Origin of the sequence: Ochrobactrum sp. Marseille-Q0166 (genome assembly GCF_014397025.1) — a bacterium.
Classification (GTDB): Bacteria; Pseudomonadota; Alphaproteobacteria; order Rhizobiales; family Rhizobiaceae; genus Brucella.
The window spans coordinates 1,341,313-1,357,532 of sequence record NZ_JACJUO010000001.1 but is presented as its reverse complement, the minus strand read 5'-3'; the positions used below and the strand labels follow the sequence as shown (position 1 = coordinate 1,357,532).

Genomic DNA, 16,220 nt, shown 5'->3' with positions numbered 1-16,220 from the left:
TTAACCTTAACGACTATCCCTCGTGGATGAGGAAAGGGTTAAGCTGGCGCAGCCGCTGTTAATACTATTTTAATGTACCGAGCGACGGGCGTGGCCCTGAACCCTTAAATCAACAGTAAGCAGCGCAAGATGAAAAACCGCAGCACGATCGCAATTTTTGGCGAATGGCAGCGACTGGCATTAAGTCAGAGCGGAAGTTTGCATGCCCCCTCACGCGAATCTATTCAGCCCCGCAAACTCGGAAGACACCTGTCGGATTTGTTCTTTTTGGAAGAAGATAAGTCAGGAAAGCTAGTATTCCGCCTCGCAGGGACCCGCATCTGTGCCTTATTTGGACGCGAACTGAAGAACACCCAGTTTCTCGCACTTTGGCCTGAACGTAATCGTCGTGCACTCAATGAACTGGCCCGAAACATTCATGAGTTGCTCGTTCCTGCCGTGAGTCACAATGATGGCATCAGTCTTTCGGGGCGCAGCTTGTCTTTCGAAATGCTGCTTGCACCGCTTTCTGTAAGCGATAATGGCCAACTGAACCTGCTCGGCAGTATTTCAGTTCTTGATGATGTCGCATGGGCAGGCGCCGATCCAATTGTGCTAGGCAATCTCAATCGAATTGAACCGCTTGCGCCTGATCTGATTGTGGCAGAAGAGGATAGCAAGTCATCTGCCATTACAATGAATGCAACGAACAGACGACAACGCTGGGTGCAGCCGATGCCAACTCGTAACATTCCAAAGTTGCGTGTGATCACTGGTGGCAAAGAGTTAACTGGTGAAAATCAAAAAGTAAACGCGCACTAAGGTTACGGAATCACAAATTATATTTCAGACCTTTTTGGACATCAAAAGGTCAAAAATCGAGCTAAAATGTGCTGAAATACGCTATTTCTGAACAAAACCTTGCGGCATTCGGCGAAGTTTTATTCAAATTAGATTAGCATTTTCGCACCCAAATTTTCTCACTTTCAAAGTCTTGAACGCATTCTTTTTCCCAACAGGGAGACAAAAGAATGATGAAGCAACCAATTATCGCTGCGATACTACTCATACTGGGATCGGCATTTGCACATGCGGCAAATCCAGCATCCAATTCCCACTGGATGCCAACGGGGGAACGAACATCACAGCCGATCGGTCATTATGAATTTTGCCAGCGCAAACCGGCTGAGTGTAGCGCAACCAATAAAAACAGCGCACCGCTGAAGCTCAACGAGAAAATCTGGCACGAAATTGTCACGATCAACGCCGGCATCAACGAACGAATCGCACCCGGCACGGACATCGAAGTCTGGGGCCAGGACGAGTATTGGGAATTTCCAACAACCGCCGGCGATTGCGATGACTATATGCTCCTAAAGCGTCGCGAATTAATTGCTCTGGGCATTCCGGCAAACACTTTGCTAATGACCGTTGTCCGTCAGAAAAATGGTGAAGGGCATGCGGTTCTGACAATTCGGACTGACCGGGGAGACTTCATTCTCGATAATCTCGATCAGCGTGTGAGGCTCTGGACTGAAACCAGTTATACTTACCTCAAGCGCCAGTCGACACTGAACTCTGGTGCTTGGGTATCTATTAAAAGTGGCCGGGACACTTTCGTGAGCAGTATTCGTAACTGACCTTACAGTTACCAATCCGAAACAAAGAAAGTTATCATTCCCATTCCTTGCTTATGCAGGTTCGAGCCCACGCATAAATGACTGGCCTTTTTCGACATAATGCTTCGCTGACAGTTTCAGTTTTTCAACCGCGGCAGAATCAAGTTCACGAACGACCCGCGCTGGTGAGCCAACGATCAGCGAATTATCTGGAAACTCTTTACCTTCAGTGACAAGCGTACCCGCGCCGATAAGACAGTTACTCCCGATCTTCGCACCGTTAAGAATAATTGCCCCCATGCCGATCAGCGTATTACTGCCGATAGTGCAGCCGTGCAGAATCGCACGATGGCCAATTGTGCAGCCCTCTCCAATGCTAAGCGGAAATCCAATATCCGTATGCATGATGGTATGTTCCTGCACATTGGTCTTGGCGCCCACAGTAATCAGCTCATTATCACCACGCAAAACCGAACCAAACCAAAAGCCCGCATTCTCGCCAACGAGAACCTTGCCAATCAACGTTGCATCTGGTGCTATCCAATTGCTGGCACGGTCTGCAAACTCTGGCTTATGTCCGTTATAAACATAGATTGGCATCAGCTTTCCTCCATCACGAAGTTTCGATGCAGAATGCGCCATTTATCCTGAGAACGGAATGCGATTTTAAATAAAAAACGCCCTCTCTGCCGTGCAGAAAGGGCGTTTCAGTCAGATATGAACAATTTCAGAGATCGACGTCGAGGATCGCCATCGAGAAATTATAAGAAAGTTCGCCTTCGTCCTCGTCCTTATACACGAGACCGAGGAACTCATCATCCAGATAAACTTCAGCAGAATCATCCTTGCGTGGACGCGCCTTGATCTGAAGCCCCGGATTGTTGAAAGTCCGCTTGAAATATGCGTCGAGTTTCTTGAGTTCTTCGGGTTTCAACCGGCTTCTCCTGATATTGAATTGAGGCCGGTTTAATGCACCCGGCATCATTTGATGTAAAGCACTAACGCACGAGCGAATGAACGCATGCACTGTTAGTTGGAATAGCTGCTCGGATATATAGGCCGCTCTCACTTAAAAACCAGAAAAAGTTGGTTCTATAAACTGCCCTGCCAGCTTGGCGTTAGATACCTTCACCATACATATGTTCGCCGAATGCGGCTTCGCTCAGCATCTGGTCCATGACACGTGACGGCTCAGAACATCCGCTCTCACCGACGACCTTGGCGGGAACGCCCGCAACCGTCGCATTGTTCGGCACCGACTTCAAGACCACAGAACCAGCTGCAATCTTGGAGCAATTACCAACTTCGATATTGCCGAGAATTTTCGCACCAGCGCCAATCAATACACCGTGCCGAATCTTTGGATGACGATCACCGCTGACTTTGCCTGTACCGCCAAGCGTTACGCCATGCAGGATCGAAACATTGTCTTCGATGACAGCGGTTTCACCAACCACAAGCCCTGTCGCATGATCGAGGAAAAGACCGCTACCAAATTTCGCAGCCGGGTGAATATCGGTCTGAAAGATCGACGACGACCGGCTTTGCAGATAATAGGCAAAGTCCTTGCGGCCTTCCTTATAAAGCCAGTGCGCCAGACGATGCGTCTGAATGGCATGAAATCCTTTGAGATAAAGAATAGAATCCATAAAACGGCTATAGGCTGGATCGCGATCATAGACGGCCTGAATATCGACGCGCACGATATGTGACCAATCAGGATTGGCTTCAAACATTGCATCAAAAGTCTGGCGCAAAATATCGGCACTTAAATCTGCATGACCGAGACGTTCCGCAATACGGTGCATGACAGCATCTTCCAGCGTCGGCTGATTGAGGACCGTCGCATAGAGAAACGTTCCAAGCACGGGATCGTTCTTGGCCGCTTCCTCCGCTTCAGCGCGAATGGAATGCCAGATCGGATCAACCTGCCCCAAAGACGGGGATAATTTTGCGTTCGAACGAACGGACATCATGCATACTCCAATTTTGCTTCTTGCAGGGCGTGAACATTCTCGTTGCTCATCAAACCTGCATTGCAATGCGAGTTCGGCAGACAACATATCTCAAAATGCCACGCCTTTACACCGCATAAATCTGATAGCTGGCTCTATGGCAACCCGCATTAACTCAAAGAGGGTTTTCTTTAAGGAAGGCAAGCACGCCTTTTTTATAAACCTTATCCCCAACCGCAAGCATATGATCCCGGTCTGGAATGTCGAGGGCCTGGCCATTTGGTAACATATCTGCCAGTTCCTGCGCACTGCCAGCAATATCGTCGGATGTACCAACAGCTACAAGAACTGGCTGCATGATGCGCGCAATTGCCTCGGTAGAAACGAGTTCTTTGGATGTAATGACACATGCGGCCAATGCAATACGATCACTCTTTGTCTGATCGGCAAATTTGCGGAACATCATACCGCGCGGATGCGTGATGGTCGATGGATCCTCCGCAAGTAGCGCTTCACCAATCGGCTCCCAGTCCCCTGCACCTGTCACCATGCCGATGCCAAGCCCCCCAAACACGGCGCTACGAACGCGTTCTGGATGCTCGATTGTCAAAAACGCAGTGATGCGCGCGCCCATCGAATAACCCATGACATGCGCTTTCTCGATGCCAAGATGATCCAGCAGCGCCGCAGCATCGCTCGCCATCGCGCTCGGTGTGTAATCGGCAGCATCATGGCTTTTTGCAGAAAAGCCGTGACCACGATTGTCAATGGCGATCACGCGATAGCCAGCTTCAGTCAACGTGCGAAACCAACCCGGAGACACCCAATTGACAAGACTTGAGGAAGCGAAACCATGAATGAGCAAGATCGGATCGCCCTCGCCGTCCTGACGATAGGCAAGACGCAGTCCATCATGTTCGAAATATTCGATATCGAGCGCGCTCAATTGTGTATTCCTTTTGAATTTCAGAATGCGGGATTTTGACAGTTTACCCGCGACACTCGCCACAAATGGCCTTGTGGAGGGCCCTGTCACCACGCTTGATGCCGGTTCGTTTAACAGTCCCGGCCAGAAGTTCAACCACATAAGCCGCAGGTCCCTGCGAAGATATGATCGCTTCGGAGAAAGGCTGCGCATTTTCATGGATGGCAGACACATGGCCAGTATCATCCAGGAAAACCATATCCAGTGGCGACGGCGTGTTCTGCATCCACATCATCACATTGCGCATTTCGCCGAAAACAAAAAGCATCGCGCGGTCTTTGGGAAAATCCGTGCGCCACATGAGTCCACGCATTCGCGCTTCATCAGTCGCAGCAATTTCCAACCCGAATGAAACTTTGCCCTTTGAGGTAACGAAGGTCAGCGGCTCTTCATCCAAAGGCAATAGCATTGGCTTGGTTTCCTGCGCTTGGGCAGAAAAAGCACAAAAAAGAAAAGCAAATGCGAAAAGAATGCGGCTCATACCCTGCTCTCATACTGCAATCATGCGGGTTGCACGAAAGAGCGCAAAGATAACCATCGGAAGCAAGTATCACAAGGATAACTCACCGCCATCACTGGCTTGTTACAAAAAACAGAAAACTCAGTGAGAAACCGGGATCGCAGTTCCCAAATCTGGATGAATTTCAGCGGCCATCAGGCCTTTTTCGCCATCCCCAAACCGGATCAAAACGACTTGGCCGGGACGCAGTTCCATCATACCAAACCGGCGCAATGTTTCCATATGGATGAAAATATCTTCTGTACCCTCGCCCCGCGTCAGAAAGCCGAAGCCTTTGGTGCGATTGAACCACTTGACAATAACGCGCTCAAGCCCGCTCGACGGAGTAACTGTAACATGCGTGCGTTGCGGCGGCATCTCCGCAGGATGGACTGCAGTGGATGTATCCATGGAAAGAACGCGGAAGCATTGCATGCCGCGATCACCATTGCGCACCTCGCAAACAATGCGTGCGCCTTCAAGCGCAGTCTGAAAACCATCACGACGAAGCGTGGTGACATGAAGGAGAATATCAGACAACTCTGGCTGATCTGGTACGATGAAGCCATAGCCCTTTGCGACATCAAACCATTTGATGTGGCCTGACACTTCAACGAGTTCGCCCATTTCCTTTGAGGAGGCCTGACTGCGAAGCTGGTCATTTGACACAGATTTGTCTGCCATGCGCTCATCCCTCCTCGTTATGTCCCGTTGCGACTCTGACCTGATTCTTGCCCAAAGAATAACACTTCCTTAACCATAGGCGGCAAGCACTATCTTTTGTAGAATTGAAGATGACCACAGCCTTTGTGATTTCATCGTTAACTCACATATCTCTAAAATTTAAAATAGCGGCGCCCCCCACCGCGTCAAAAACATAAGGCAAGATGACAATTCGACAACTTGTAGACTTGGATTTTTTCTTAAGCCGCCTATCCATGCAATTCCTCTTTGAAGCCCTGCAAGGACAACTGAACATACAGATATAAAAGCTGAACCATTTGTAGGGGAAAGCGTTAAATCCTATACTCGGCAAACATGCGAAACAGGAGAAGACTATGCGCTATCTGCACACGATGGTCAGAATTCATGACATTGATGAATCACTTGATTTTTATGTAAACAAGCTTGGGCTTGAAGAAATTCGCCGGACTGAAAATGAAAAAGGCCGCTTCACGCTCATCTTCCTTGCCGCGCCATCCGACAAGGACAAAGCAAAGGCAGAACGCGCACCAGAGCTGGAGCTGACATACAACTGGGATCCGGAAACCTATGTCGGTGGTCGCAACTTTGGCCATCTCGCTTATGCTGTCGATAATATCTATGAGACTTGCCAAAAGCTGAAAGACGCTGGAGTCACAATCAACCGTCCGCCGCGCGATGGCCATATGGCCTTCATCAAATCGCCTGATGGCATTTCCATCGAGCTGATCCAGAAGGGCGAACGCCTTCCACCACAAGAGCCGTGGGCTTCTGCCGAAAATATCGGCAGCTGGTAATCAAAAAAGCCCGGTCTCGCGACCGGGCTTTTCATTTTATTCCGTCCCTTGAATGGCTGCGAGCAACCAGTCACCACCATCAATTCGGGTGAATGTCCAGACTTCGACGCTTTCAACCGGCTCATCAGGGTTGCCTTCCACGACAGCGCCGGTATTGCGATCCAACATAACGTCAATCGCCGAGTAGCGGATAGCAACAGTCGCATATTCGACATTGCCTTCACGCCATGCTTCCGAAACGTCGCCTTGAAGAAGCTTCACGTCCTTCACTTCATTGCGCATACCGCTGGAAGCGATCTCCCCAAGTTCTTCTGCAAGGTAAGACATGGCTTCAGGCGTTGCGAGCTTGCGAAGTGCTGAGTAATCCTCACGGCCATAAGCGGTCTGGATTTCAGAAAGCATCTGCTCGAATCGATCAAGCTCTTCCTGTCCGACATCCATTGGTTCGTCTTCAACAACAGGTGCAACCGGCGCGCCTTCCTGCTTTGCACCAAACGGATTGACCGAAGGCGTGCGGCCACCAAAGCTACCCGATTGTGGTGCAGCGCTTTTTGCTGCACCAAAATTCGAGGCACCACCAAAAGCCTGCGCTCCGGCATTACTGGCACCAGCCCCGGCAGTTGCTGCCTGGCGGCGGTTAGCAAACATACGCATGACGAACATTGCAATCAGTGCAATAACCGCGACCTGCAACAACAGGCCGAACATGCCAGCCATGCCACCCAGGCCATTGCCCAACAACATGCCGATCAGACCACCAACAAGAAGGCCACCGAGCATAGAACGGCCGAAATTGCCAAACATGCCGCCCGAACGAGCTGCAGCTGCATTCTGTGTACCTGCAGCTGTCCCCGGACGATTGGTCTGGGTTGCGCCCGTATTTGGCGTCATCGAACGTTCCACAGGCGCTACATTGTTTGGTGCAGTACGTGTAGGCGCCGGCGCCTGATATGTGCGCGCACCACGGCTACCAAAACCGCCCCCGCCAGCACGGCGGGCCTCGGCGAAATCAACAGCGGCAAATGAGGCTATAAGCCCAAGGACCATTGCAGCGGTCAGTTTGGTCAGGCGGTTTCCGGAACCCGGCATAAGTATCTCCCAATAGAGTAATCACAGAATATTTTATTCCGTGATTATATGGGAATTCGCTCCCCGTTTTCACAAGAGCGTGAAGGCAAAAAAATTGAGAAAATTCAAATAGGCACAGCTGCATCCAGAATCTGTATCTGAGGAGTGACTGAACCGTTCCAGTGATTGAGCGACAAATTCCCGACAATATGGACACTCTGCCCGATGTTATTAAACAGAAACCGCCCCAGATCCCCTTCAGCAACACGGAAAGCGATCGCGTTGACGCGTTTGCCATCTGCGCCACGCAGAGCAACACGCACATGATCGCGTCCCACTAAACGTACATCCGCCAATATATGATGCGGAAGTGCAAGCACCGGCTGTGGATGCGCTGAACCGAAAGGACCAGCTTTCTGCAAAGATTCATAGAGCGAAACAGTCGCGCCCGAAGCTGCAACCGCCCCGTCAATCGAAAGACTCTGATTTTCACGCAAACGCGCGACAATATCGGCAGACTCTTCCTCAAGATACGCGCGAAGCGCGCCAAGCTTACCGCGCTCAATGGTGATGCCAGCTGCCATGGCGTGACCACCGCCCTTGACCAGCAACCCGCGCTCCATTGCACCACGAACCAGTTTGCCAAGGTCAAGTCCGGAAATAGAACGGCCAGACCCCGAGCCAATGCCATTCGCATTAAATGAAATGGCAAAGGCGGGGCGACGTGCCTTTTCTTTGAGCCGGGAAGCGAGCAATCCGACGATACCCGGATGCCAGCGATCACTTGCTGTCACAATCACCGATGCACCTGCGCCGCCGGAAAGCTCAAGGGAGGCTTCCGCCTCGGCCTCAATCAACATTTCGGCTTCCATAGCCTGCCGTTCCTGATTGAGCCGGTCGAGTTCCACAGCAATTGGATCAGCCGCGGTTGAATCGTCCAGTGTAAGCAACCGAGCGCCCAGCCCTGCATCGCCAATACGCCCCCCGGCATTGATGCGCGGGCCGATCAGATAGCCAAGGTGGAACACATTGAGTGGCTCGCCAATGCGCGAAACACGGCCAAGCGCTGCCAGTCCCGCATTGCTCTGGCTACGCGCAACGAGCAGTCCCTTCACGACGAAGGCGCGATTGACGCCTTTCAACGGAACCACATCGCAAACTGTCGCAAGCGCTACCAAATCGAGCAGCGAGAGAAGGTCCGGCCCTGAACCCTTCCCACGTTCGCGCAAAACTTTTGTCACTTGAACAAGCGTCAGGAAAACAACGCCCGCGGCACATAGATGCTCCTGCTGTGAAATATCGTCTTCGCGGTTCGGGTTGACGATGGCCACTGCATCATCAGGCAAATCACCACCGACCTGATGGTGGTCGAGAACCACGACATCAGCACCAGCTTCTCTGGCAGCGGTAATCGATGGCGCGCTGTTGGTTCCGCAATCAACCGTCACGATCAGCGACGCCCCCTTTGCGACCAATTCACGCATGGCATCGGGGTTCGGGCCATATCCTTCAAAGATACGATCAGGAATATAGATTGAATGCGCGATACCGTAATGTTTCAGAAACCGCGCCATGAGCGCGGATGAACATGCACCATCCACATCATAGTCGCCAAAAATCGCAACGGTTTCGCGACGCATAATAGAGTCGGCGATGCGGTTTGCGGCTTTCTCCATATCGGTCAGCATCGCTGGATCAGGCATGAGATTGCGAAGGCTCGGATCGATAAATTCCGGCGCGCCTTCAACAGAAACCCCGCGTCCTGCAAGCACGCGCGATACCAGATCGGAAATTCCATGATGTTGGGCGATTGCAAGCGCGGTATTGGCCTCGCGGGGACCGAGCCGGTCAATCCACTTCTGGCCAGTGACGGATTTCCGGATACCAAGAAAAAAGCGTTCTGTTGTCATGGTTCCTTAAAGACACAAAAGGCGACATTTTTGCAATGCCGCCTTTTAAACAACCCGACGGTAGTTATGTCAGAACTTCGACAAGTCCTGATGCCGTGCCTTAATTTCACGAACCGTCTGTGAACTTGAGCGCATGACGATTGTGTGGGTCTGGATATAATCACGGGCAAACTTGACGCCAGAAAGCATATTGCCATCCGTCACGCCGGTTGCAGCAAAAAGCACGTCGCCCTTTGCCATCTCTTCCAGCGTATAGACCTTTTTCGGGTCTGAAATGCCCATCTTGGCTGCACGTGCGATTTTCTCATCGGAATTGAGCTGAAGTCGTCCCTGCATCTGACCACCAATGCAACGCAAGGCGGCAGCTGCCAGCACACCTTCCGGCGCACCACCAATACCGATATAAATATCGATGCCAGTTTCATCCGGATTGGTCGTGTGCATGACCCCCGCCACGTCACCATCACCAATCAGACGAATGGAAGCACCAGTCGCACGCACTTCTTCGATAAGACGCGCGTGGCGTGGACGATCCATAATGCAGGCCGTAATTTCATATGGCTTCACGCCCTTAGCCTTGGCAATGGCCATGATGTTATCAGTCGGCGTTGCGTCGAGATCGACAACGCCCTTCGGATAACCGGGACCAACCGCAATCTTTTCCATATAAACATCTGGCGCGTAAAGCAGATTCCCCTTCTCGGCGATTGCGATGACAGCCAGTGAATTCGGCAGATTCTTGGCACAGATGGTCGTACCTTCCAGAGGGTCGAGCGCAATATCGACATCAGGTCCCTGCTTGGTGCCAACTTCTTCACCGATATAAAGCATCGGCGCTTCATCGCGTTCGCCTTCACCAATTACAACTGTGCCTGCAATAGGCAGACGGTTGAGCTCCTGGCGCATGGCGTCAACTGCGGCCTGATCGGCAGCCATTTCATCACCACGTCCACGCAGGCGTGCTGCAGCCACTGCCGCGCGTTCTGCCACACGAACGAGTTCGAGTGTGAGAATACGATCCAATCCGTGGGCTACTCCATGCGGTTGATGCTCTGCGGTCTTGGCCATGTGAACAAAGTCCTGAATTTGTATGAGGTTGCTGCGTCGATAGAACGACAGTGTCGTCACTTATAACGACAATATGCAAATCTTTTGTCAAAGTCCCGTGCCACCTGCAAGAGAAAGAAAGCCAAAAATATTATGCACTCAAGCGCTTAATCGATTTAAGGTCAAATGCCTGATATCATGTCTTGGTCGGATATGAAAAAACACACCCGACCATTGAGACCCGAAAGCTGAAAGCAACCGCAAGAAGTTTCAGGAGATCAACCTGCAACTGCTTCGAAGAAAAACTCTGGACTATCCACTTCAATCAACTTTTTTCTGTCGATTACCCAGAAACGATTTCCAATATTACGCACAAAACTGCGATCATGTGATACGATGAGACTTGCAGTTTCGTCGTTCAACAGTTCTGCTTCCAGCGTTTCTTGCCCATCGATATCCAGATGATTGGTCGGCTCATCGAGAATGTAGAAGTTCGGCTTGATCAGACGCAGAACCAGCATGGCAAGCCGCGCCTTTTGTCCGCCCGAAAGCCGGGACAAGGGTTTGGTCTGCATCTCAAGCGTCATACCTGCCCCGGCAAGCAGGGACCGGGTTCGCTGGTCACCGACATCGAAACGCTTCATGATCGTTTCAAACGGCGTCCAGTTACTATTCAGCTCGGATAAAGCCTGATTACTATAACCCAACACGAGTGACGGCGTCGCTTTAATGCCCGCAAGCGATTGTTCCGGCTGAAGGATTGCTTCACGTACCAATGTGAGCAATCGCGTCTTACCCGTACCGTTAGAGCCAAGCAGCACGATTCTATCACCGGGATTGACCCATAATTGACCGGTTTTGTAGAGGAGCCGACCGTCAGGGGTCGCAATCTCGGCCTTATCGATTACGACCAGTGCCTTGGCATGGCTACCCCGACCATCAAGCTTGATCTTGCCAGCAGAGCGTTCGACATATGCGGCTTTCACGCTTTCCTCTATTTTCTCGGCTCTTGCACGCAATTGCTTGGTTTTTACCACCAGCAAATCACTTCCCGAGTTAATGCCTATATTGTTGAGTTTCGCGGCCTGTCTGCGCAATTGCTGAACAGTCTTCATGTCCTTTTCAAACTGGCGAGCATCAGCGGCATCTATCTCGTCAAGCGCCACACGCGCTTGGCTGTATGGCAACGCAAAGACGAACGACTTATCCGCACGCAGGAAAAGCGTTCTTTTCGTCACCACATCAAGAAAGGCGCGGTCATGACTGCAAACAATGACGGCTACTGAACGCGGGAGCGCATCAAGCCAGTTTTCCAGCAAATGCACCTTCTCAAGGTCGAGATGGTTTGTCGGTTCGTCCAGCAAAAGCACGTCAGGCTCAGACACCCATGTGCGAGCCAGAAGCGCAAGCCGCTGCCAGCCACCACTCAACTGTCGAATGGCAAGTTCACGCAATTCAGCCGGAACATTGAGATCGTCAAGCACGATATCAGCACGCCAGCTTTCATAAGCGCGTGCGTCTTCATCCAGTCCCCCGAGAACCACGTCATAAAAAGACAGGTCCATCAGTTGAGCGGGGACATACTGACTGACATAACCAATTTTAAGCCCACGCGAGCGCGTGATCACCCCGCTGCTCGGCTCGCCCTCGCCTGCGACAAGGCCGAACAGACTGGTCTTGCCACGACCGTTGGCGGCAACGATACCGAGCCGTTCGCCCTCACCTACAACGAAATCGAGGTTTGCAAACAAAGTCTGGTGAAGGGTAAGCGAAAGATTCTGAACAGAAATAAGAGACATGGTGATAGGCCCAATTCGGCCAAGCACTGACGAGCAGTTCTCAAACAGCTTCAATCAAAATGCTTGCAAATTTTCGGCTACAGCAATTCAAGCTGCGCCTTCAGAAAAGGCAGAAAAAGACCTGAGTTTCAGTCTTAGTCGGCCCTGCACAATTTACTGTTGCAGGGCAAAATCAGGGCCATACTGACGATGACGGTCGTGACGCGTCACATCCATATTACAGCCCTCCTTTTCTTATTTGTCTCTAAACCGGACTATTCCGATGAATGATTCTTAGCAAAATCGTTGCCGCCCTTCAAGAGCGGCAACACTAACGGATATAATCAGCCTGCGCGTTCGATGCGGATCATCTGCGGCTTGTTGACCAGATGATCGTCCTTGAGAATTGCTTCAAGAGCTTTCTTCACAGCGGATTCAGTTGTTTCGTGGGTCACAAGGATAACAGTCTTGATGCCATCACTTACGTCACTATCCATCAAAGGACGTTGAACGATTGATTCAAGCGAAATGTCGTTCTCAGCCATACGCTTGGCAATTCCAGCAAAGGCTCCGATACGGTCATAAACCGTCAGGCGAATGAAATAACCGCCTGCATGTTTGCGCATCTTTGCCCGCTTATATGGCTGCAAGGCTTTCGCAGGAGTACCGAAAACCGGGCCATGCTGAAAGCCGGGACGACTTTTGGCAATATCTGCGAGATCGCCGATTACAGCTGAAGCCGTAGCATTGCCACCTGCACCCGGACCGGAAAGCAGCAATTCACCCAAAAGATCGGTTTCGATTGCAACCGCATTGGTCACACCATGCACCTGGGCAATCACCGACGAGGTGGGAACCATGGTGGGATGCACGCGCTGTTCGATACCAGTATCGGTCTTTTGTGCGACACCAAGCAGCTTGATGCGATATCCAAGCTCATCGGCAGCGCGAATATCGGCCAGGGAAATATTGCTGATACCTTCAAGATAAATATCATCGGCAGCAATCTGGCTGCCAAATGCAAGGCTTGTGAGCAGCGCAAGCTTGTGTGCGGTGTCATTGCCTTCAATGTCAAAAGTTGGATCAGCTTCAGCATAACCGAGGCGCTGCGCGTCAGCGAGGCAATCTTCAAACGAAATGCCCTCTTCCCACATCCGGGTTAGGATGTAGTTGCAAGTACCATTCATGATGCCGTAAACGCGCGACACCGTATTGCCGGTGAGTGATTCACGCATCGCCTTGATGACCGGAATACCGCCAGCAACGGCTGCTTCAAAATTAAGAAGAACGCCCTTCTCTTCGGCAATCCTGGCAAGCGCCACGCCATGCTTTGCGAGAAGCGCCTTGTTGGCCGTCACAACATGATGACCGGTACGCAAGGCGGTTTCAACCGCCAATTTGGCCGGGCCTTCATCGCCACCGATCAGCTCAACAAAAACATCTATATTAGCATTTTTGGCAAGTTCGATTGGATCATCAACCCATTCAATGCCATCAAGATCGATACCGCGATCACGCGTTCGGTCGCGTGCGCTCACCGCAGTAACAGTAACTGGCTTGCCGCACTGACGAGTGAGCATTTCGGCCTTGTCACGTAGAATACGCAACACCGAAGCACCAACGGTGCCCAGTCCGGCAACGCCGATCCGCAATGCATCACTCATTGTTCTGTCTTTCCGATTTGTTGAATTTGTATGTGGTGGGAAACAAGGGCCGACCAGAAGACGGCCCCTGCTTTGTCCGGTTAAAATCGCTTAACGGCGACCTTCAAGCGGAATGATGTTCTGCACATTCTCGTCCTTGGCGGACAGGAAGCGCTTGATGTTACGCGCAGCCTGACGGATGCGATGTTCGTTCTCGACCAATGCGATACGAACATATTCATCACCGTGTTCGCCAAAGCCTACGCCCGGCGCAACAGCCACATCGGCCATTTCAACCAGCAGCTTGGAGAATTCGAGCGAGCCCAGCGCACGGAAACGTTCAGGAATCGGGACCCATGCGAACATGGTTGCCGCTGGTGGCGGCACATCCCAGCCTGCACGGCCAAAGCTGTCGACCAGCACATCGCGACGCTGCTTATAGACATTCCGAACATAAGCAATGTCAGAGCCATCACCATTGAGAGCTGCGGTTGCTGCAACCTGAATAGGCGTGAATGCACCATAATCAAGATAGGACTTTACGCGTGTCAGCGCTGCGATCAGGCGTTCATTGCCAACCGCAAAGCCCATGCGCCAGCCCGGCATCGAGAATGTCTTCGACATCGAAGTGAACTCGACAGCAACATCCATCGCACCCGGCACTTCAAGAACCGATGGTGGCGGGTTGTTATCATCGAAATAGATCTCCGAGTATGCGAGATCCGACAGAATGATCAGATCATTCTTGCGCGCGAAATCGACCACATCCTTGTAGAAATCAAGGGTCGCGATATAGGCAGTCGGGTTAGAAGGGAAGTTAAGAATAAGTGCGAGCGGCTTTGGAATGGAGTGCTTGACCGCACGATCCAGTGCACGAATGAAATCCTCATCCGGCTTCGCAGGAATCGAACGGATCACACCGCCCGACATGATGAAGCCGAAAGAATGAATCGGATAGGTTGGATCCGGACAAAGCACGACATCGCCGGGCGCCGTGATCGCCTGCGCCATATTGGCGAAGCCTTCCTTGGAACCAAGCGTCGCAACAACCTGTGTATCCGGGTTGAGCTTCACACCAAAACGACGCGCATAATATTGTGCCTGCGCACGACGCAGACCGGGAATGCCCTTCGATGACGAATAACGATGCGCGCGCGGATCCTGAACAGCTTCGCAAAGTTTGTCGACGATGTTCTTTGGCGTCGGCAGATCAGGATTGCCCATTCCGAGATCAATGATGTCGGCTCCGGCCGCTCGCGCTGATGCCTTCAGGCGATTTACCTGTTCAAAGACATAAGGTGGCAAGCGACGGACTTTATGAAATTCTTCCGACATGATCCTGTTCCAAAAGAGGGTTGAATGAAATGGCGCGTATGCACCAGGTTAGGAGCTATACACTTGTTATCGAATCGGGTCGAGACTTCTTACAGTTCTGCGACGAAGCTTTTACAGAAAGAAAAGCTCGTTATTCCCCAGCTTCGATCTGCTTCAGGGTCGCGTCTGTTTCTTCCTGTGCCTGTTTGCGCAATGCGGCGGCCTGAGCTGGCGTGAGAGTCGCATTGGAAGAACGTGTGGCCGCTAGACGCGTGCGATCAGAATCGAGGCCAGACATAAGCTGCGCTTTTTCTTCCGGCGTAATCTGTGTAGTCGCAGCCTTTGGCATACGACCAAAAGTCGGATAGGTATCCGTCCGCTTCGCGCCTTCCTGAGGCGCCCCCTGAAACTCAGGTCCACCGGCACAACCCGCGAGAAGCGCCACGGCTGTTGCTGCCAGCATGAGATTGGCAAACTTCCGTGTGCTTTTGGTCATGTTTCGGGTCCCGATCCTGATGCTCAGAAGACGCTAAATATATTACCTAGCGCATAACAGATACTATAGTGGGGAATGGATAGCACTAACTCGATGCATCATGTCAACAAGTGAGTTGCGATTGGCTTCATTCGACAGCGATGGAAATATGAATGAGAAATAAGTATAACTAAAAATTACAAATAGTAACATTGCGTTATATCATGGTAGTTTAAAGGGTGTAGTAACCGCCCCCGCAACATATAGCACTTTCAATAGTTGCGTTTGGCAGTTAAAAATCCTAAAAATTAGTTATTACTTATCACCGAGTGATTTGTATATTCGCACTCAAATGCGTTTACAGATGTGGTGTAGTCGCTTTAAAGTGCTGAAACTCTTGGTTTATCTACCCCGGTACAAATGACCGGTTTCTGTGAGTCACTTCGCCT

16 protein-coding genes are annotated in these 16,220 nt (G+C 51.3%); 3 read left to right on the top strand and 13 right to left on the bottom strand.

What is annotated here, in order from left to right:
- The first annotated feature begins 129 nt into the window (after positions 1 to 129).
- Positions 130 to 801: a PAS domain-containing protein gene (locus tag H5024_RS06430; protein WP_187544557.1), complete on the top strand. Its 672-nt coding sequence runs from the start codon at positions 130 to 132 to the stop codon at positions 799 to 801.
- 209 nt (positions 802 to 1,010) lie between these two features.
- A complete protein-coding gene (locus H5024_RS06425) occupies positions 1,011 to 1,619 on the top strand; it encodes a transglutaminase-like cysteine peptidase (RefSeq protein ID WP_187544555.1) in 609 nt (202 codons plus the stop codon).
- A 51-nt stretch (positions 1,620 to 1,670) separates the two neighbouring features.
- On the opposite strand, the gene H5024_RS06420 is transcribed toward H5024_RS06425, so the two are convergent.
- The 6 genes from H5024_RS06420 to H5024_RS06395 form a co-directional block, all read right to left on the bottom strand.
- Positions 1,671 to 2,198 carry a gamma carbonic anhydrase family protein gene (locus tag H5024_RS06420; RefSeq protein ID WP_187544553.1) on the bottom strand — a complete coding sequence of 176 codons (528 nt, stop codon included), beginning with the start codon at positions 2,196 to 2,198 and terminating at the stop codon, positions 1,671 to 1,673.
- Between the two features lie 127 nt (positions 2,199 to 2,325).
- Complete coding sequence (locus tag H5024_RS06415; protein WP_095446832.1) at positions 2,326 to 2,532, bottom strand: DUF3126 family protein; 207 nt, start codon at positions 2,530 to 2,532, stop codon at positions 2,326 to 2,328.
- 184 nt (positions 2,533 to 2,716) lie between these two features.
- A complete protein-coding gene (gene cysE / locus H5024_RS06410; protein ID WP_187546669.1) occupies positions 2,717 to 3,571 on the bottom strand; it encodes a serine O-acetyltransferase in 855 nt (284 codons plus the stop codon).
- 157 nt (positions 3,572 to 3,728) lie between these two features.
- Positions 3,729 to 4,499 carry an alpha/beta hydrolase gene (locus tag H5024_RS06405; protein WP_187544550.1) on the bottom strand — a complete coding sequence of 257 codons (771 nt, stop codon included), beginning with the start codon at positions 4,497 to 4,499 and terminating at the stop codon, positions 3,729 to 3,731.
- A gap of 43 nt (positions 4,500 to 4,542) precedes the next feature.
- Positions 4,543 to 5,019: a DUF192 domain-containing protein gene (locus H5024_RS06400; protein ID WP_187544548.1), complete on the bottom strand. Its 477-nt coding sequence runs from the start codon at positions 5,017 to 5,019 to the stop codon at positions 4,543 to 4,545.
- Between the two features lie 120 nt (positions 5,020 to 5,139).
- Positions 5,140 to 5,721 (bottom strand): cold-shock protein, encoded by a 582-nt coding sequence (locus tag H5024_RS06395; RefSeq protein WP_187544546.1) that lies wholly within the window; start codon positions 5,719 to 5,721, stop codon positions 5,140 to 5,142.
- A 374-nt stretch (positions 5,722 to 6,095) separates the two neighbouring features.
- Between H5024_RS06395 and gloA the strand changes: the two genes are divergently transcribed.
- On the top strand, positions 6,096 to 6,536 hold the full coding sequence (gene gloA / locus H5024_RS06390) for a lactoylglutathione lyase (RefSeq protein ID WP_187544544.1): 441 nt from the start codon (positions 6,096 to 6,098) through the stop codon (positions 6,534 to 6,536).
- Between the two features lie 36 nt (positions 6,537 to 6,572).
- Here the strand turns inward: gloA and H5024_RS06385 are convergent, their stop codons facing one another.
- The 7 genes from H5024_RS06385 to H5024_RS06355 all read right to left on the bottom strand — a co-directional run bounded on the left by H5024_RS06385 (position 6,573) and on the right by H5024_RS06355 (position 15,792).
- Entirely contained in the window at positions 6,573 to 7,625 is a 1,053-nt protein-coding gene (locus H5024_RS06385; RefSeq protein WP_187544542.1) for a Tim44 domain-containing protein, read from the bottom strand.
- A gap of 104 nt (positions 7,626 to 7,729) precedes the next feature.
- A complete protein-coding gene (recJ, locus tag H5024_RS06380) occupies positions 7,730 to 9,514 on the bottom strand; it encodes a single-stranded-DNA-specific exonuclease RecJ (protein ID WP_187544541.1) in 1,785 nt (594 codons plus the stop codon).
- 69 nt (positions 9,515 to 9,583) lie between these two features.
- Positions 9,584 to 10,582, bottom strand: a complete 999-nt coding sequence (gene glpX / locus H5024_RS06375; RefSeq protein ID WP_187544540.1) for a class II fructose-bisphosphatase — start codon at positions 10,580 to 10,582, stop codon at positions 9,584 to 9,586.
- A 257-nt stretch (positions 10,583 to 10,839) separates the two neighbouring features.
- On the bottom strand, positions 10,840 to 12,360 hold the full coding sequence (locus H5024_RS06370; RefSeq protein WP_187544539.1) for an ABC-F family ATP-binding cassette domain-containing protein: 1,521 nt from the start codon (positions 12,358 to 12,360) through the stop codon (positions 10,840 to 10,842).
- Between the two features lie 323 nt (positions 12,361 to 12,683).
- Positions 12,684 to 14,003 (bottom strand): homoserine dehydrogenase, encoded by a 1,320-nt coding sequence (locus H5024_RS06365; RefSeq protein WP_187544538.1) that lies wholly within the window; start codon positions 14,001 to 14,003, stop codon positions 12,684 to 12,686.
- A 90-nt stretch (positions 14,004 to 14,093) separates the two neighbouring features.
- Positions 14,094 to 15,317, bottom strand: a complete 1,224-nt coding sequence (locus tag H5024_RS06360; RefSeq protein ID WP_187544537.1) for an LL-diaminopimelate aminotransferase — start codon at positions 15,315 to 15,317, stop codon at positions 14,094 to 14,096.
- 130 nt (positions 15,318 to 15,447) lie between these two features.
- Complete coding sequence (locus H5024_RS06355) at positions 15,448 to 15,792, bottom strand: hypothetical protein (RefSeq protein WP_187544536.1); 345 nt, start codon at positions 15,790 to 15,792, stop codon at positions 15,448 to 15,450.
- Positions 15,793 to 16,220 lie beyond the last annotated feature (428 nt).